Raw genomic sequence first — 16,303 nt, forward strand, 5'->3', positions numbered from 1 at the left:
GCCTGAGCGTTGCCCAGGCCGGCTCGTCTACGACCCTCAATGACGCACCCAACAACGGGGCTGGTTCTGCCAGCCCCGTTGTGTGTCTGTACGGCAAAGGCGTGGCCAAGGGATACGCCATCGGCCGCGCGGTCGTCATGGGTGCGGCGGCGCTGGAGGTCGCGCACTACCGCATCTCGCCCGAGGACGTGCCTGCCGAAAGCAGCCGGCTCACCGATGCCCTGGCTTCGGCGCAGCAGGAACTGCTGCAGCTGGCCGATACCTTGCCGGCCGACGCGCCGCGCGAGCTCGGCGCCATGCTCAACGTGCACAGCCTGCTATTGGGCGACCCGCTGCTGGCCGAGCAGACCCTGGCGCTGATTGCCGAACGCCACTACAACGCCGAATGGGCGCTGACGACGCAGGGGCAGATCCTGGGCCAGCAGTTCGACGCCATGGAAGACGAGTACCTGCGCGAGCGCGGGGCCGACGTGCGCCAGGTCATCGAACGGGTATTGCATGTGCTGGCTGGCACCTCGGCCATCCTGCCCGACATGTCCCACATGGGCGGCGACGACGCGTTGGTGGTCGTGGCCCACGATATTTCGCCCGCCGACATGCTGCGCCTGCGGGGCGGCCGCTTTGCCGCCTTCGTGACGGACCTGGGCGGTCCCACTTCGCATACCGCCATCGTGGCGCGCAGCATGGCCGTGCCAGCGGTGGTCGCCATGGGCAACGTGCGGGAACTGGTCCGCGACGGCGACATGCTGATCATCGACGGCGCAGCCGGCGCGGTGATCGTCAATCCGTCCAGCCGCATTCTCGAGGAATACCGCCGCCGCCAATCGGCCTATGCCGACGAGCGCGCCGAACTGAGCCTGCTGCGCGACGAGCCCTCGGTCACGCTGGATGGCATTGATGTGGTGCTGCACGCCAACATCGAACTGCCGGACGAAGCGGCGCTGGCATTGGCTTCCGGCGCGCACGGCATCGGCTTGTTCCGCAGCGAATTCCTCTTCATGGGGCGTCCGGACCTGCCGGGCGAAGAAGAGCAGTACGAAGCTTACTCGTCGGTGGTCAAGGTGATGGCCGGCCGGCCCGTCACGATCCGCACGCTGGACATCGGCTCGGACAAGACGCTGGATGGCGAGGCCACGGTGGCCACCAATCCCGCGCTCGGCCAGCGCGCCATCCGCTATTGCCTGGCGCGCCCGGAGATGTTCGCAACACAGCTGCGCGCCATCCTGCGGGCCTCGGCGCACGGGCCCGTGCGCCTGCTGATACCGATGATTGCGCACATGCACGAGGTGGTGGCGACCAAGGCGGCCATCGAATCGGCGCGGCGCGAACTGGACGCGCGCGGCCAGGCCTATGCGCCCCACATGGAAGTGGGCGCCATGGTCGAGGTGCCCGCCATCGCCATCGCCATCGAACCCTTTGCGCAGGCGCTGGACTTCCTGTCCATCGGCACCAACGACCTGATCCAGTACACGTTGGCGATCGATCGCGGCGACCACGACGTCGCGTCCCTGTACGATCCGCTGCATCCCGCGGTGTTGCGCCTGGTCGCGCACACCATCAATGCAGGTGAGCGTGCCGGCAAGCCGGTTGCCGTGTGCGGCGAGATGGCGGGGGATTCGCGCATGACCCGGCTGCTGCTGGGCTTGGGCCTGACCGAGTTCTCCATGCACCCTCAGCAACTGCTGGACGTCAAGCGCGAGGTCCGGCGCGCGCACTCCAACGCTTTGCGCGTGAAGGTGGCCAGCGCCCTGAACCGCGCCTTGCCGGTGGATCTGGACACGCTGGACCTGGCCTGAGGCGGTTCGCCGCTGCATCAAAAAAGGCGCCGGGGCAGAATGCCCCGGCGCCTTTTTTATCCCCGCCCACCTATGCCATCCGGTGGGGAGGGGGTCCAGGTTTAGCTGTGGTACGCCGATTCGCCGTGGCTGGTGACGTCCAGGCCTTCGCGCTCCTGATCTTCCGGCACGCGCATGCCGCACAGGGCGTTGGCGATCTTGTAGGCGATCCATGCCACCACGCCGGACCAGACGATGGTCAGCAGTACGCCTTCCAGCTGGACCCACAGTTGATGGCCGATCATGCCGGGCTCGGCCAGGCCAGGGCCGCCGAGGATCTGCGCATTGAACACGCCAGTCAACAGGGCGCCAACGATGCCGCCCACGCCATGCACGCCGAACACGTCCAGCGCGTCGTCGGCGCGCAGCAGGCGCTTCAGGCCGTTCACGCCCCAGACGCAGACGATGCCGGCGATGACGCCGATGACCAGCGCGCCCACGGGGCCCACCAGGCCGGCGGCCGGGGTGATGCCGACCAGGCCTGCGACGGCGCCCGAGGCGGCGCCCAGCATCGAGGGCTTGCCCTTTACGGCCCATTCGGTGAACAGCCAGGACAGCACGGCGCCGGCGGTCGCGATCATGGTGTTGAAGAAGGCCAGCGTGGCGTTTTCATTGGCGGCCAAGGCGGAGCCTGCATTGAACCCGAACCAGCCCACCCACAGCAGCGCCGCACCCACGAAGGTCATCGGCAGGTTGTGCGGCTGCATGGCTTCGCGGCCGTAGCCTACGCGCTTGCCCACCACGTAGGCGCCCACCAGGCCAGCCACGCCAGCGTTGATGTGCACCACGGTGCCGCCGGCAAAGTCCAGCGCGCCCTTCGCATTCAGCAGGCCCGGCGCCGTTTCGGACGCGAACCAGACCATGTGTGCGATCGGCACATAGGCGAAGGTGAACCAGATCACCGTGAACACCAGCACCGCCGAGAAGCGGGCGCGTTCGGCGAAGCTGCCCACGATCAGCGCGCAGGTGATGCCGGCGAACGTGGCCTGGAATGAGGCGAACAGCAGTTCGGTCAGCGAGTTCGACATGGCGTACTTGCCGTCGGACGGGGTGAACATGCCGGAGAAGAAGGCGCGCGACAGGCCGCCGAAGAAGGCGTTGCCCTCGGTGAAGGCAAGGGAATATCCGTAGATGAACCAGAGCACCAGGCCCAGCACGAACGTGCACAGCACTTGCAGCAACACGGACAGCACGTTCTTGCTGCGTACCAGGCCGCCATAGAACATCGCCAGACCGGGTACGGCCATCATCAATACAAGCAGGGTAGAGACGAGCAACCAGGAGATATCTGCTTTATCCATTTTCAGGCTCCATTGAGTCTTTATTTATTTACAGCGCAGCTTCGCCGGATTCACCCGTTCTGATGCGGATCACTTGTTCGAGCGGGGCGGCGAAGATCTTGCCGTCGCCGATCTTGCCGGTGCGGGCCGCCTGTTCGATGGCTTCAATGACCTGATCCACCAGATGGTCGGGCACGGCGGCCTCGACACGCAGCTTGGGCAGGAAATCGACGGCGTACTCGGCGCCGCGATACAGCTCGGTATGGCCCTTCTGGCGGCCGAATCCCTTTACTTCAGTGACGGTCAGGCCCTGGACGCCGATCCCGGATAGAGCCACCCGCACTTCGTCGAGCTTGAAGGGCTTGATGATGGCGATGATGAGTTTCATGGCATTTCCTCTCATGGTTGCACGTTGGCTTCGTCTATCAAGCAAATTCCATGCCATGTCGGATATGGCCCAGCGAAGGAGGTTGGCGCGCTCAAAGCGTGCTTGATTGCACCGGTTTGGTGCTTCATGCACCGCAAGTCAGCTTCAAGTTGGTGCGCAGCGCCAGCCCTTGGGGCAAGCAACAAAATATGTTTGGCGTCCGATATTTGTAGCAAATTGATGCGCGTTTTATTGCGTTTTATGTTGGCATATCAGCTTTTTTATCGAGTCATCGATGACTCGCCTGCTGCCCGCTGAGCCATATGCGGCGCGCCTTTGGCGCAAATCGGCAGACCGTTGGCGAGACGCAGAGGAGCGCCGGAATCGGCGCGGCCGGCGCGGTCTCGTGATACGAGGGTTTACACCCGTCGGCTTGTTGCCGAAGAGCGGCTGCAGAAGAATCGATAACAGTTCAAGCCTGTCCCCGAACAGGCTGGGCCGCAGGCGGAGTCTCCGCGTCGACGGATCTCCAAAAGAAAGCAGGAACGGGAAAGGGTAGTCATGAAAATCCACCGCAAGGCTTTCTGCACTTTGGTCTTGGCCGCGTCGCTTGCCGCGCTGGCCGGCTGCAACAAGAGTGAAGAAAAGGCCGCCACGCCGGCCGCCACCGCACCTGCGGCTCCCGCGACGCCGCCTCCACCCGCGACTTCGCCTTCCTCGGCTGCTCCGGCGGCAGGCACTGCAGCGTCCGTTCCCGCCGAGTGCGAGGCCTACGTCGCCAAGATCAATGCCTGCATGGACAAGCTCGGCAGCGGCAACCCGGCTGCCGCCGCGATCAAGGAGCAGCTAGACGCGGCCAGGGCGCAATGGGGCGCGGTCAGCGACAAGACGCAGTTGGCGGCGCAATGCAAGCAGTCGTCGGATACGTTCACGCAGTCGGCAAGCCAGATGGGTTGCCCGTAACGATGTTGGTAGGGGGTTGCCGCCATGGCAGCCCGGTTTTCTCCTGTGCTTTGAAGGGCGGTCACCGCATGCGGCCCGCCCTCTTTTTTTGGATCGAGGCGGCCCTTTTTTTGCGCGGTCAGTCCGGAAACGGCGTTCCGACGCACTACACTTGAGGCATCAAGAACACAGTGAGGCCGTCATGAACAATCGCACCCAATGGATGGAAGACATCCAGAAGAACATCTCCGACCTGATCGCCCGCAGTCCGGCCGCGGATGTGGAGCGCAATGTGCGCGCGATGATGACGCAGGCATTCTCCAAGCTGGATCTCGTCACGCGCGAGGAATTCGACGTCCAGGCCGACCTGCTGGCGCGCACCCGAGCCCGGGTGGACCAATTGGCCGCGCAGGTGCAGCAGCTGGAGTCGCGCTTGTCCGCGCTGGACAAGTAAGCGCTGGAGGCCGCATCTCGCGGCCGGCAGGAAATGCTTTCCGGAAACGGCCGCGATCAGCGGCCGTTTTCCATTTCCGCGTGCGCATCTGTGGTTGACGGGAGTGATGCTTCTGTCACGGCCGCCGCCGCGCGGGCCTCGCGTTTGCGGATACTGGCGGACCCAACTCTTGCTCGGAGGCCGCCTTGACGCTAGCCGTACTTGCCAGCCGCGCCCTGTGCGGCCTGGATGCCCACGCGGTGCGCGTGGAAACGCATCTGGGCCCGGGCCTGCCCAGCTTCAATGTGGTCGGCCTGCCCGATACCGAAGTGCGCGAAAGCCGCGAGCGCGTGCGCGCCGCCATCCTGAACAGCGGCTTCGAGTTCCCGCCCGGCAGGATCACGGTCAATCTTTCGCCCGCCGACATTCCCAAGGAGTCGGGGCGTTTCGACCTGCCGATCGCCCTGGGCCTGCTGCTGGCCTCCGGCCAGTTGGCCGCGCCGGCGGACGTTCGCGATCCGGAATCGCCCGTTCGGGATCCAGCCTTGGCCGACCTGGTGCTGGCCGGGGAGCTGTCCCTGACCGGCGCGTTGGTGCCGGTCGCGGCGCCGCTGGTCATCGCGCTGAGCGTCGCCCGGGAGGCGCCCGGCGCCACGCTCATCCTGCCTGCGGGCAGCGCCGAGCAGGCCGCCTGGGTTCCCGGGCTGCGCGTGCTGTCGGCGCGCACGCTGGCCGACGTGGCAGCGCACGCCACCGGTGCCTGCCTGTTGTCCAACGCCGTGCCCCGGCCCTGGCCGGCGGCTGCGCCCGGACCCTGCCTGTCGGATGTGCGGGGGCAGCCGGGGGCGCGGCGGGCTTTGGAGGTTGCTGCAGCGGGCGGACATAGCCTGTTGATGATAGGGCCGCCGGGAGCGGGCAAGAGCATGCTGGCGGCGCGCCTGCCGGGCCTGCTGCCGCCGCTGGCGCGCGGCGAGGCGTTGGAAGTGGCCGCCGTTGCCGCGCTGGCTGGCTTGTCCGACGCGCCCGTGGGGCAGCCCCCGTTCCGCGCGCCACACCATTCCGCCACGGCGGCGGCGCTGGTAGGCGGGGGGAGTCGTCCGCGTCCGGGCGAGATCAGCCTCGCGCATCATGGGGTGTTGTTTCTGGATGAGTTGCCAGAGTTCAGCCGCCGTACGTTGGAGGCCCTGCGGGAACCCCTTGAGACGGGCAGGGTGGTCATCGCGCGGGCGCTGCGCGCGGCGCAGTTTCCCGCCCGTTTCCAGTTGGTGGCGGCCATGAACCCGTGCCCTTGCGGGTGGCGCGGGCATCCCGGGCGGCCCTGCGCCTGCACGCCGGATCAGGTGGCGCGCTATGCAGGCAAGATATCGGGCCCGTTGCTGGACCGCATCGACCTGCACGTGGCCTTGCCGCCATCCGACCCCGAATGGATGGGCAAGCCGCCGGGGGAGGCGTCCGGCCCGGTCCGGGAGCGCGTGGCGCGTTGCCGCCAGCGTCAGCAGGCCCGCCAGGGCAAGCCCAACGCCGCGCTGGCGGGGGCGGAACTGGACGAGCATTGCCGCCTGGACGACGAAGGCCAGGCCTTGCTGCTACAGGCCATGCGCCGCCTGTCGGGGTCGGCCCGCGCCATGCACCGTGCGCTGCGGGTGGCGCGTACGATCGCCGATCTGGAAGGGGAGGACGCCCTGGGGGCCCGCCACATTGCCCAGGCGGTGCAGTACCGGCGGCCGGGCGTATGAAACCCCCTCTGTGGCGTTCGCCGCCCCTGGGGTTGCGCTTTGCCGGCTGGCTGGCTCGACAAAATGCGGGAAATCACCATATAATCAAAGGCTTTCCCGGATCTGGATCAGATTTGATCTGTTTCTGGGGAGAATCCGCCTGGCAGCAATGCTGGCGGAACGTACCCCGGAAATGCTTCGGATGTAATCCAGAAGTGTCCCGGAAGTACCCCCAAGAAGTGGCAACAGGTCTCCAAGTTTTGCCGCCATGGAAGGTTTCATCGGCCGTCCATGCGTCAAGCACCTGGCGTCATGCATATCAACAATGAGTGTTTAGTTTAGGGAATCAACATGCCCAAGATGAAAACCAAGAAAAGCGCCTCCAAGCGCTTTAAGGTTCGCGGCAGCGGCTCCATCAAGCGCGGTCAGGCGTTCAAGCGCCACATTCTGACCAAGAAGACCACCAAGGCCAAGCGTCAACTGCGCGGCTCGGCAGCGGTCCATGACTCCAACGTGGCCTCCGTCAAGGCCATGATGCCTTTCGCTTGATCTAAGGGAGATCTACTATGCCTCGCGTCAAACGCGGCGTAACCGCCCGCGCACGTCACAAAAAAGTCATTGCCGCCGCCAAGGGTTACCGTGGCCGCCGCGGTAATGTGTTCCGTATTGCCAAGCAAGCAGTCATGCGCGCTGGCCAATACGCCTACCGCGACCGTCGTAACAAGAAGCGCACGTTCCGTGCTCTGTGGATCACGCGTATCAACGCCGCCGTCCGCGAACATGGCGTCAGCTACAGCGTGTTCATCGCCGGCCTGAAGAAGGCTTCGATCGAACTCGACCGCAAGGTTCTGGCCGACCTGGCCGTGCGCGACAAGGCCGGCTTTGCCGCCATCGTGCAGCAAGCCAAGGCTGCCTTGGCTGCCTGATCGCGCTTTAACTCATCGCGCATCGCTGCAAACGGGGCTGTAATGGCCCCGTTTGCGTTTTGAAGGCTGGATTTCATGACTCAAACGGTTGACGACCTGGTCTCCCAGGCGCAAGAACGCTTCGCCGCGGCCTCCGATGCCGCCGCGCTGGAAAATGCAAAGGCTCGGTTCCTGGGCAAGGAAGGCGCGCTGACGGTGCTGCTCAAAGCCCTCGGCAAGCTCGACCCGGAGCAGAAGCGCGAGATGGGCGCCCGGATCAATCAGGCCAAGCAAAGGGTCGAAGAGCTGCTGAACCTGCGGCGCGCCGCGCTGGCACAGGCTGAACTGGACGCCCGCCTGGCATCCGAAACCATTGACGTCACCCTCCCGGGCCGCGGCCGCGCGCCGGGCGGCATCCATCCGGTGATCCGGACCTGGGAACGCGTGGAAGAGATCTTCCGTTCCATAGGCTTCGACGTGGCCGACGGCCCCGAAGTGGAAAACGACTGGACCAATTTCACTGCTTTGAACAGCCCGCTGGACCATCCTGCGCGCTCCATGCATGACACGTTCTACGTCGACATGCAGGACGCCGAAGGCCAGCCGCTGCTGCTGCGCACGCACACCAGCCCCATGCAGGTGCGTTACGCCCGCATGCATAAGCCGCCCATCAAGGTCATCGCACCGGGCCGCACCTACCGCGTCGATAGCGACGCCACGCACTCGCCCATGTTCCACCAGGTGGAAGGGCTCTGGATCGCCGAGGACATTTCGTTCGCCGACCTGAAGGGCGTGTACACCGATTTCCTGCGCTGCTTCTTTGAAACCGACGACCTGGCCGTGCGCTTCCGCCCGTCGTTCTTCCCGTTCACGGAGCCGTCCGCCGAAATCGACATGATGTTCACCTCGGGGCCGAACCGCGGCCGCTGGCTGGAGATTTCCGGCTCGGGCCAGGTGCATCCGCAAGTGGTGCGCAACTTCGGCCTCGATCCCGAACGCTACATCGGCTTTGCCTTCGGTTCCGGACTTGAGCGCCTGACCATGTTGCGCTACGGCGTCAACGATCTGCGCCAGTTCTACGAAGGCGATTTGCGCTTCCTGCGCCAGTTCAACGAATAACAGACGGCTGATCATGCAATTTCCCGAATCCTGGCTGCGTACGCTGGTCAACCCCGCCATCGCCACCGATGAACTTGCACACCGGCTCACCATGGCCGGCCTGGAAGTCGAAGACACCGTGCCCGCCGCGCCCGCCTTCAGCGGCGTGGTCGTGGGCCACATCGTCGAAATCGCGCCCCATCCCGACGCCGACAAGCTGCGCGTCTGCAAAGTGGACGACGGCGCCGGCGAACTGCTGCAGATCGTGTGCGGCGCGCCCAACGCCGCTGCCGGCCTGAAGGTGCCGCTCGCGCGCGTCGGCGCCGAGCTGCCTGGCGGCATGAAGATCGGCGTGGCCAATATGCGCGGCGTGCAGTCCTCGGGCATGTTGTGCTCGGCCCGCGAACTGGGACTGTCGCAAGACCATGCAGGCCTTTTGGAACTGCCCGCCGACATGACGCCGGGCCAGTCGATCCGCGAGGCGCTGAATCTGGACGACACGCTCTTCACGCTGAAGATGACGCCCAACCGCGCCGACTGCCTGTCCATCCTGGGCGTGGCGCGCGAAGTGGCCGCCCTGACCGGTGCGCCGCTGTCGGTACCCACCGCTGTCGCTGTGCCGGTCACGCTGGACGAGCGCCTGCCGGTCAAGGTCGAGGCGCCTGATCTGTGCGGCCGTTTTGGCGGCCGCGTGATCCGCGGCGTCAACGCCCGCGCAGCGACTCCCGAATGGATGAAGACGCGCCTGGAGCGCGCCGGCCAACGCTCGGTATCGGCGCTGGTGGACATCTCCAACTACGTCATGCTCGAACTGGGGCGTCCGTCGCACGTGTTCGACCTGGACAAGATCCGCGGCGACCTCAGCGTGCGCTGGGCCCGCGAAGGCGAAACGCTCGAACTGCTGAACGGCCAGACCGTCACGCTGGATTCGACGGTGGGCGTGGTGGTCGCTGGCGATCAGGTGGAGAGCCTGGCCGGCATCATGGGCGGCGAAGCCACCTCGGTCACGCTCGACACTCGCAACATCTATCTGGAAGCCGCGTTCTGGTGGCCGCAGTCGCTCGCCGGCCGCGCGCGCCGCTACAAGTTCAGCTCGGAAGCCAGCCACCGCGGCGAGCGCGGCGTGGACTACGCCACCATCCCCGAGCACATCGAATTCATCACGCGCCTGATCATTGACATCTGCGGCGGCGAAGCCGGTCCGCTGGATGACCAGATCATCAACTTGCCCAAGCGCGAGCCCGTGCGCATGCGCCTGGCGCGTTGCCACCGCGTGCTGGGCGTGCCCGTCACGCAAGCCGAAGTCGCCAAGATCTTCGGCAGCCTGGGGCTGGACTTCAAGATCGAGGGCGACGACTTCATCGTCACGCCGCCTTCCTACCGCTTCGACCTGGAGCTTGAAGAAGACCTGATCGAGGAAGTGGCCCGTATCTACGGTTTCGAGAACATCCCCGTGGAGCCGCCGATGGCGCGCGCCAAGATGTTCTCGCAGCCGGAAATCCGTCGTGGCGCCCATGCGCTGCGTCGCCTGGCTGCCGCGCAGGACTACCAGGAAGTCGTGAACTACAGCTTCGTTGAAGCCGACTGGGAACGCGACTATGCCGGCAACGAAACGCCGGTGCGCCTGGTCAATCCGATTGCAAGCCATCTGTCGGTCATGCGCTCCAGCCTGATCGGCAGCCTGATCGCCAACATCCGCCATAACGCCAACCGCAAGCAGACGCGCGTGCGTCTGTTCGAACTGGGCCGCGTGTTCATGCGCGATGCGTCCGTTCAGGACGGCCCGCTGGAAGTGGCCGGCGTGCGCCAGCCCATGAAGCTGGCTGGCGCGGCCTGGGGACCGGCCGTGGAAGAGCAGTGGGGCGTGGCGACCCGCCAGGTGGATTTCTATGATGTGAAGATGGATGTCGAGGCGCTGTTCGGCGCGCGAGGCAGCCGCCTGCGCTTCGAAGCCGCCTCGCATCCCGCCCTGCATCCGGGCCGCAGCGCCCGCATCGAGCTGGACGGCAAGCATGTCGGCTGGATCGGCGAACTGCATCCGCGCTGGGCTCAGCAGGCCGACCTGGCGCATGCGCCCGTCGTGTTCGAACTGGACGCCGCAGCCTTGTCCGAAGGCGAACTGCCGCAAGTGCGCGAACTCTCGCGCCAGCCCATCGTGGTGCGCGACCTGGCGCTGTGGGTCGATGCCCACGTGTCGGCGCAATCCATGCTCGACACCGTCGCCGCGGTCGTGAAGGCGGATCCGCAACTGTCGGTGGTGCAGGACGCGCGCCTGTTCGACGTGTGGCGCGAGAAGGCCCACGGCAGCGAGCCCGTCACCGAGAAAAGCCTTGCTTTCCGTTTCTGGCTACAGGACACTGAGGTCACGCTGGACGAGGCCCGCGTGGCGGATTGCCTGGCACGCATCAAGGAAGCCTTGGTGGCTGCGCACGGCGCTCGCCAACGCGCTTGAACCATGGGGAACAGTATGCTTGCTGCCGAGCCGCGCACTCTGACCAAGGCTGAACTGGCCGAACTGCTCTTCGAGCGGGTCGGCCTGAACAAGCGCGAAGCCAAGGACATCGTCGATACCTTCTTCGAGGAAATCCGCGACGCCTTGGCGCGCGGTGATTCCGTCAAGCTCTCCGGCTTCGGCAACTTCCAGGTGCGCGACAAGCCGCCGCGCCCTGGCCGCAATCCCAAGACCGGCGAGACCATCCCCATCGCCGCGCGCCGCGTGGTCACCTTCCACGCAAGCCAGAAGCTCAAGAGCGTGGTGGAACAGGCCGCGCCCGCAGCACCCGACGCCGAGGAGTGATACGCTTTGTCGGCAATTGTTATCGGCACCTGACGCATCGCGGCATAAAATCCCCTTATGACACGTACCGAATCCACCGTTACCTTACCGCCCATTCCCGCCAAGCGTTACTTCACCATCGGTGAAGTCAGCGACCTGTGTGGCGTCAAGCCCCATGTCTTGCGGTATTGGGAACAGGAATTCACGCAGCTCAAGCCGGTGAAGCGGCGCGGCAACCGCCGCTACTACCAGCATCACGAAGTGCTGCTGATCCGCCGCATCCGCTCGCTGCTGTATGAGCAAGGCTTCACGATCAGCGGCGCGCGCAATCGCCTGGGCGATGCGCGCGACGTGCCGCATGATCAGGACGCGGCAGTGCGCCTGTCGGGCGCCGAGATGCAAGCCTTGCGCAATGAACTTGGCAACGTCTCGACGATGCTGGCCGAAGCCTTGGGCACGGCGGCAAACGCAGCAGGCGCAAGCGCCAGCAACGTCAGCCCTGCGGCCTGATCGTCGGCGCATCGTCTTCCCCATATGGTTTGAACGCAGTACCAGCAACGCGCGGCGCAAGCCGCGCGTTGCATTGAGCAGTACCTCGCGCAGCAATCATCGATGCGCATGCGGTTGATGCAATCGATGAACGCAGCGCGAAAATTTTTTTGAGTATTCAGCACTTTTTTTGCACGAATGCGTGCAAACAATTTTTTGTTCTGCTATACTCTTTTTCTTTCGGGGCGTAGCGCAGCCTGGTAGCGCACTTGCATGGGGTGCAAGGGGTCGCGAGTTCGAATCCCGCCGTCCCGACCAGTAGTTCCAAAGGCCGTCAATGAGAAATCACTGACGGCCTTTTCATTTTTGTTGGCCTGATTTCAGCGAGCGCGGTGCAAGCGCGTTATGCCAATGGCTGATAAAAAACTGCCGGCGTAAAACGGCGGCAAAGTGTCAGCCATGGAAAAAGCCACCCGCAGGTGGCTTTGTTTTTTCCGATCAGCTCCGATACTCCAGATGGATCAACGGGTAGGCCCTGCCTTGATCATCAAGCGGCGAACGGCCCGTGCGCTTGAAGCCCATCCTTTCATAGAAGCCCACCGCCTGGCCGTTCTGTTCATTGACGTCCGTCGTCATGTTGGGATGGAGGGATAGGCCGTGCCGCACCAGCGCGGCGCCTATGCCGGTTCCGCGGCAGGCGGGATCGACGAACAGCGCTTGCATGTGGCCGTTGTCGATGAGCATGAATCCCTGGGGGTAGTCGCGGGCGTCGACCGCAAGCCAGAGCGGCACTTGCGGGAGAAAACCGCACACCATCTCGTCGATGGCCTGGCGATCCTCGGGTGAAAGAAAGTCGTGCGTGGCGTCTACTGCGCTGCGCCAGATTTCGACTGCGCGCGCGCCTTCGTCGGGGCGGGAGGTTCTTATCGTAATCATCCTCGCAGCGTATTTGATTTCTTTTTGCGGCGTCAAATTGACGAACCCGAATGGGTACACTGGGACGCTCTTCGACTAGGAAAAGAAATGGCGCAACAGAATGCCGTGAAGAACAAGGCGCGTCGTCGCATGCCTGACGGCCGCCGCTTTTGGTTTATCAGCCTGCTGGGCATCATTGTGACCTGCAGCCCAGATATCCTGGATGCATTGCGAGGCCAATTCGGACCGGCGCAACGGCTGGTGATCCCGGCGCTGCTGCTGTATTGGCTGTATCGGGGCAGCGAATGGGCGCGCTGGATTTTGATGGTCCTGCTGCTCGGCATCGGTGCGATGAATCTCTACCTGCTGACGGGCATGCTCAAGTATTCCGCCCATCTGTGGTTGCACGCTTACGTCGCCAGCGCTGCGATGGTCCTGACCGGGTTCTATCTGGCATTGGCGAAGAAGGACTTCACGCGTTACTGCAGCCATGTCGCTGTGCGAAACGCCCGCAAGGCAGCGGCGCGGCAGGCGGAACCTCGTTAAACGCCAGATTGGAAACGTGGAGTGGGAGGAAGTGCCGGTGCTGTACGTGGTCTTGTGGAGCGTGTTGGCGCTAGCTGCATTCACTGGCAGCCTGTTCGTCTTCTGGACGCGGCCGTTCCAGTTCAAGGAGCAGGGCGCGGGGCCGGACTATCGGCCGTCTGCCGGTATCGCAGGGGCCTTGATGACGATCGCCGTTCTCGCGCTGGTGATTGCGCTGACCGTATGACGGCGATCGGTTACGCGCCTGAATGGTATAAGTGCGCGGCAGCGCAATTGCGGTGCGATTGACGGTCAGTGATAACTCCAGGCGGTATGCGGATGAAAGTCATGAGAAGTCTTGCGGTGCTCCTTTTGCTGGCGCTACAGGCGGCCAGCGCTGTCGCTGAAACGCAAGCGGACACGTCGATCTCGCGTGTGGTGGAGGGCGGCCGCTGGACCGACGGCGCGGCCACGGGCGCGTACCGGATCGTCGTGGAAGAGGTAGGGTTCGAGCACGTCAGCTGCCGCATACGGATTCAATGGGGCGCTTCCACGGCCGCAGGCCGTCCCGCCAAGCTCGTTGCGGAACAGACCTTCGAGGAACTCTCGACCACCTTCTGGAGCTGCGGGCAGGGCAAGCAGAGCGTACTCGTCGCCGGCAATGTTTTGAAAGTGCAGGCCACGCACGCGTATTCCGGTGAGCCCTGCACATTTACGGCAAAGCTCGGCAAGCCGGGCCGATATCAATACGCGGGATGCCGCAACGAGGAACCGGCGCCCAAGACTGGCGGCTGAATCGTTTGCTGCACCCATGCATGGCGCGCTTACCTCGGCCTTCTGCAGCATGGCGCGCTGCTTGGTTAAGATAAAGCCCACTCTTCGATATGCCTATTTGATGCCTCCATTCCAACGCACGCCCCTGCTCAAAAGAATATTCGCCAGCAAGATCACGCTTCTGCTGATTGCCTGCAATGTCGCGGTGTACGGCGTGGCGGGATTTTTAGACTCGCGCGCGTTCGAGAGCCTGAGCCAAACCTCGTTCCTGATCGATTGGGGCGGCAACGTACCGGCCTTGACCTTGTCCGGGGAATACTGGCGCCTGTTCACCAGCATGTTCCTGCACATCGGCTTCCTGCACCTGGCAATCAACATGCTGGCGCTGTGGTCGCTGGGGATCATCCTGGAGGCGCGCATGCGTTCCGGGGTGTTCCTGGGCGTGTATCTGCTGTCGGGCCTATGTGGCAGCCTGGTCACCGCGTTATGGCATCGCGACGAGTTTTTCCTGAGCTGCGGGGCGTCTGGCGCAATCCTGGGCATTTTCGGGGCCGCGATCGTTTACGGCTTGCATGACCGGCGTATGGGCCGGCCCCACATCCCGCCCGGCAATCTGCTGTTCAGCCTGGTGCTGACCTTCGGCGCGGGCTTCGCGTTCGACGTCGACAACGCGGCGCACCTGGGCGGCTTGCTGTCGGGAGCGCTGCTCGCGGGCATCGCGCTGTATGCCGAGCGCTTGCGGCCCACCATGGCGGCGGTGGTCCTGGCCGCGACGGGCATGTTCGGCGCCGCAGCGCTGGTTGCGGTGACGCTCGGCAGTCATGATCGCGACATGCAGGAACAGCTTGCCGCCGCGCAGTTTGGGCGCACGCTGGGAAAAATGGGATTGCTGGGCTCGGATCGGGCGCTGTGGAAAGCGTCGTCGCTGGATGAGTGCATTGCCGGCGCGTTGTCCGCCGCTGTGCGCGACGGATCGCAAACGCCGGACCTGCGAGGTTGCGCGAAACCCGGCGACAGGGATCTAGCCTTGTTGGCGAGGTTCATGCCGCAGCAATACGAACGCTGCCATGCGCAGATCGCAGGGTTGCGGAAACTCTACCCGGCTGCCGCTGCGCAGGAGGCGTTGACCGCGGCAGACCAGTACTGCGAACTTCAGACTCGGCTCTATGGCGCGGTCTTTCAAAAAGACGCCGCTGAGCTCGATCCTGAAAAGGCGCGCCAGACACGTTTGAAGATGAACTTCCTGCTCGACACGAGGGGAATGTACCGGACCGATTCAGCGCAATTGCGGGCGCAGGCAGCGGCCTTGAAGGCGATACTCCGGCGGCCAGGTGAACTCGCGCTGGCGGTCATCAGCCGGTCTGGTTGCCCCTATTGGAGTTGCGAGCGCTAGCGCCTGCGATCAGGGGCATACGCAAACGCAGCAATAAACGGGAGGACAAGGCGCGTTCGCATTCGTAGGATGCAGGCATCATTCATGTCTGGAGCAAGCGCCGATGTCTTTATCTCTTGCTGGAAAAGTGGCTTTGGTCACGGGCGCGTCCTCGGGTATCGGGCGCGCCGTGGCGTTGCGCCTGGCCGCCGAGGGCGCGGCGCTGGTGCTGACGGCCAGACGCCGTGATCTGCTGGAGCGGGTGGCCGATGAGATCAGGAGCGCCGGCGGGCGGGCCTGCGTTGCTGCGGGAGATGTCGCCTTGCCGGACACGCACAGACTGGCGGTGCAGTACGCCCAGCGCGAGTTCGGCGGCCTGGACATCGCGATAAACAATGCCGGCACCATCGGGCCCTTCAAGCCGCTTGCGGAAGTTGCCCTGGAAGAATGGGAGCATACGCTGAGCGTCAATCTCACGGCGGCGTTCCTGGGCGCGTGCCATCAGATTCCGGCCATGCTGGAGCGGGGCGGCGGCGCGCTGGTCTTCGTGTCCAGTTTTGTGGGGACGAGCGTGGGCCTGCCCGGCATGACGGCCTACGGCACGTCCAAAGCCGCGCTGATGGGCTTGGTCAAGGGCATTACTGCGGACTATGCCGCGCAAGGCATCCGCGCCAATGCGCTCTTGCCTGGGGGAGTGGACACCGAGATGGCCGGGAGCCAGGAGCAGAAGGACTGGGCGGCCGGCCTGCATGCCATGAAGCGGATTGCGCGCGCCGATGAAATCGCCTCGGCGGCGCTGTTCCTGGCCAGCCCGATGGCAAGCTTCGTGACCGGGTCCGCGCTCTATGCGGATGGTGGCAACTCCGCCGTGAAGTGA

18 protein-coding genes and 1 tRNA gene are annotated in these 16,303 nt (G+C 64.6%); 16 read left to right on the forward strand and 3 right to left on the reverse strand.

Features of this window, described 5'->3' with window-relative positions; all coding sequences use genetic code 11:
- The first annotated feature begins 86 nt into the window (after window positions 1–86).
- On the forward strand, window positions 87–1,796 hold the full coding sequence (gene ptsP / locus DXK93_RS26320; protein ID WP_054458308.1) for a phosphoenolpyruvate--protein phosphotransferase: 1,710 nt from the start codon (window positions 87–89) through the stop codon (window positions 1,794–1,796).
- A 101-nt stretch (window positions 1,797–1,897) separates the two neighbouring features.
- Here ptsP and amt read toward each other — a convergent pair whose 3' ends face one another.
- Together amt and DXK93_RS26330 are read right to left on the reverse strand one after the other, a co-directional pair.
- Window positions 1,898–3,136 (reverse strand): ammonium transporter, encoded by a 1,239-nt coding sequence (gene amt / locus DXK93_RS26325; protein ID WP_013392915.1) that lies wholly within the window; start codon window positions 3,134–3,136, stop codon window positions 1,898–1,900.
- Between the two features lie 28 nt (window positions 3,137–3,164).
- Window positions 3,165–3,503 (reverse strand): P-II family nitrogen regulator, encoded by a 339-nt coding sequence (locus DXK93_RS26330; protein ID WP_054458254.1) that lies wholly within the window; start codon window positions 3,501–3,503, stop codon window positions 3,165–3,167.
- A gap of 540 nt (window positions 3,504–4,043) precedes the next feature.
- Between DXK93_RS26330 and DXK93_RS26335 the strand changes: the two genes are divergently transcribed.
- From DXK93_RS26335 to DXK93_RS26380, 10 genes are all read left to right on the forward strand, one after another.
- Complete coding sequence (locus DXK93_RS26335) at window positions 4,044–4,445, forward strand: DUF5339 family protein (RefSeq protein ID WP_119451624.1); 402 nt, start codon at window positions 4,044–4,046, stop codon at window positions 4,443–4,445.
- Window positions 4,446–4,626: 181 nt separating this feature from the next.
- Complete coding sequence (locus DXK93_RS26340; RefSeq protein ID WP_054458252.1) at window positions 4,627–4,878, forward strand: accessory factor UbiK family protein; 252 nt, start codon at window positions 4,627–4,629, stop codon at window positions 4,876–4,878.
- A gap of 185 nt (window positions 4,879–5,063) precedes the next feature.
- A complete protein-coding gene (locus tag DXK93_RS26345; RefSeq protein ID WP_054458251.1) occupies window positions 5,064–6,593 on the forward strand; it encodes a YifB family Mg chelatase-like AAA ATPase in 1,530 nt (509 codons plus the stop codon).
- A 330-nt stretch (window positions 6,594–6,923) separates the two neighbouring features.
- Window positions 6,924–7,121, forward strand: a complete 198-nt coding sequence (gene rpmI, locus DXK93_RS26350; protein ID WP_008159912.1) for a 50S ribosomal protein L35 — start codon at window positions 6,924–6,926, stop codon at window positions 7,119–7,121.
- Window positions 7,122–7,138: 17 nt separating this feature from the next.
- Entirely contained in the window at window positions 7,139–7,498 is a 360-nt protein-coding gene (rplT, locus tag DXK93_RS26355; RefSeq protein ID WP_006218741.1) for a 50S ribosomal protein L20, read from the forward strand.
- 75 nt (window positions 7,499–7,573) lie between these two features.
- A complete protein-coding gene (gene pheS, locus DXK93_RS26360) occupies window positions 7,574–8,596 on the forward strand; it encodes a phenylalanine--tRNA ligase subunit alpha (protein ID WP_054458250.1) in 1,023 nt (340 codons plus the stop codon).
- A 13-nt stretch (window positions 8,597–8,609) separates the two neighbouring features.
- Window positions 8,610–11,027 (forward strand): phenylalanine--tRNA ligase subunit beta, encoded by a 2,418-nt coding sequence (gene pheT / locus DXK93_RS26365; RefSeq protein ID WP_119451625.1) that lies wholly within the window; start codon window positions 8,610–8,612, stop codon window positions 11,025–11,027.
- Between the two features lie 3 nt (window positions 11,028–11,030).
- A complete protein-coding gene (locus DXK93_RS26370) occupies window positions 11,031–11,372 on the forward strand; it encodes an integration host factor subunit alpha (protein WP_054458248.1) in 342 nt (113 codons plus the stop codon).
- Window positions 11,373–11,429: 57 nt separating this feature from the next.
- Window positions 11,430–11,861, forward strand: a complete 432-nt coding sequence (locus DXK93_RS26375; RefSeq protein ID WP_054458247.1) for a MerR family transcriptional regulator — start codon at window positions 11,430–11,432, stop codon at window positions 11,859–11,861.
- 220 nt (window positions 11,862–12,081) lie between these two features.
- Window positions 12,082–12,158: transfer RNA gene (locus tag DXK93_RS26380), tRNA-Pro, on the forward strand.
- Between the two features lie 180 nt (window positions 12,159–12,338).
- On the opposite strand, the gene DXK93_RS26385 is transcribed toward DXK93_RS26380, so the two are convergent.
- Window positions 12,339–12,776, reverse strand: coding sequence for an acetyltransferase (locus DXK93_RS26385; protein WP_119451626.1), 438 nt, complete (start codon window positions 12,774–12,776; stop codon window positions 12,339–12,341).
- Between the two features lie 87 nt (window positions 12,777–12,863).
- Here DXK93_RS26385 and DXK93_RS26390 point away from each other — a divergent pair, with 87 nt between their 5' ends.
- From DXK93_RS26390 to DXK93_RS26410, 5 genes are all read left to right on the forward strand, one after another.
- Window positions 12,864–13,301 carry a hypothetical protein gene (locus tag DXK93_RS26390; RefSeq protein ID WP_119451627.1) on the forward strand — a complete coding sequence of 146 codons (438 nt, stop codon included), beginning with the start codon at window positions 12,864–12,866 and terminating at the stop codon, window positions 13,299–13,301.
- Window positions 13,302–13,338: 37 nt separating this feature from the next.
- Complete coding sequence (locus tag DXK93_RS26395; protein ID WP_054458306.1) at window positions 13,339–13,527, forward strand: hypothetical protein; 189 nt, start codon at window positions 13,339–13,341, stop codon at window positions 13,525–13,527.
- Between the two features lie 101 nt (window positions 13,528–13,628).
- The gene (locus DXK93_RS26400) at window positions 13,629–14,075 is read left to right on the forward strand and encodes a hypothetical protein (RefSeq protein WP_119451628.1); all 447 of its coding nucleotides are present in this window, start codon (window positions 13,629–13,631) and stop codon (window positions 14,073–14,075) included.
- Between the two features lie 61 nt (window positions 14,076–14,136).
- Complete coding sequence (locus DXK93_RS26405; RefSeq protein ID WP_158598577.1) at window positions 14,137–15,447, forward strand: rhomboid family intramembrane serine protease; 1,311 nt, start codon at window positions 14,137–14,139, stop codon at window positions 15,445–15,447.
- Window positions 15,448–15,550: 103 nt separating this feature from the next.
- Window positions 15,551–16,303 (forward strand): SDR family oxidoreductase, encoded by a 753-nt coding sequence (locus DXK93_RS26410; protein ID WP_119451630.1) that lies wholly within the window; start codon window positions 15,551–15,553, stop codon window positions 16,301–16,303.

The sequence above is a fragment of the Achromobacter sp. K91 genome, assembly GCF_003576205.1.
GTDB lineage: Bacteria > Pseudomonadota > Gammaproteobacteria > Burkholderiales > Burkholderiaceae_B > Achromobacter > Achromobacter aegrifaciens.

Excerpts from the sequence above, each read along its gene's own strand:
- pheT (WP_119451625.1), top strand. The coding sequence starts at position 8,610 with ATGCAATTTCCCGAATCCTGGCTGCGTACGCTGGTCAACCCCGCCATC.
- pheS (WP_054458250.1), top strand. The coding sequence starts at position 7,574 with ATGACTCAAACGGTTGACGACCTGGTCTCCCAGGCGCAAGAACGCTTC.
- DXK93_RS26390 (WP_119451627.1), top strand. The coding sequence starts at position 12,864 with ATGGCGCAACAGAATGCCGTGAAGAACAAGGCGCGTCGTCGCATGCCT.
- DXK93_RS26410 (WP_119451630.1), top strand. The coding sequence starts at position 15,551 with ATGTCTTTATCTCTTGCTGGAAAAGTGGCTTTGGTCACGGGCGCGTCC.
- DXK93_RS26335 (WP_119451624.1), top strand. The coding sequence starts at position 4,044 with ATGAAAATCCACCGCAAGGCTTTCTGCACTTTGGTCTTGGCCGCGTCG.
- DXK93_RS26340 (WP_054458252.1), top strand. The coding sequence starts at position 4,627 with ATGAACAATCGCACCCAATGGATGGAAGACATCCAGAAGAACATCTCC.
- DXK93_RS26330 (WP_054458254.1), bottom strand. The coding sequence starts at position 3,503 with ATGAAACTCATCATCGCCATCATCAAGCCCTTCAAGCTCGACGAAGTG.
- DXK93_RS26375 (WP_054458247.1), top strand. The coding sequence starts at position 11,430 with ATGACACGTACCGAATCCACCGTTACCTTACCGCCCATTCCCGCCAAG.
- rpmI (WP_008159912.1), top strand. The coding sequence starts at position 6,924 with ATGCCCAAGATGAAAACCAAGAAAAGCGCCTCCAAGCGCTTTAAGGTT.
- DXK93_RS26370 (WP_054458248.1), top strand. The coding sequence starts at position 11,031 with ATGGGGAACAGTATGCTTGCTGCCGAGCCGCGCACTCTGACCAAGGCT.
- DXK93_RS26400 (WP_119451628.1), top strand. The coding sequence starts at position 13,629 with ATGAGAAGTCTTGCGGTGCTCCTTTTGCTGGCGCTACAGGCGGCCAGC.
- amt (WP_013392915.1), bottom strand. The coding sequence starts at position 3,136 with ATGGATAAAGCAGATATCTCCTGGTTGCTCGTCTCTACCCTGCTTGTA.
- rplT (WP_006218741.1), top strand. The coding sequence starts at position 7,139 with ATGCCTCGCGTCAAACGCGGCGTAACCGCCCGCGCACGTCACAAAAAA.
- DXK93_RS26385 (WP_119451626.1), bottom strand. The coding sequence starts at position 12,776 with ATGATTACGATAAGAACCTCCCGCCCCGACGAAGGCGCGCGCGCAGTC.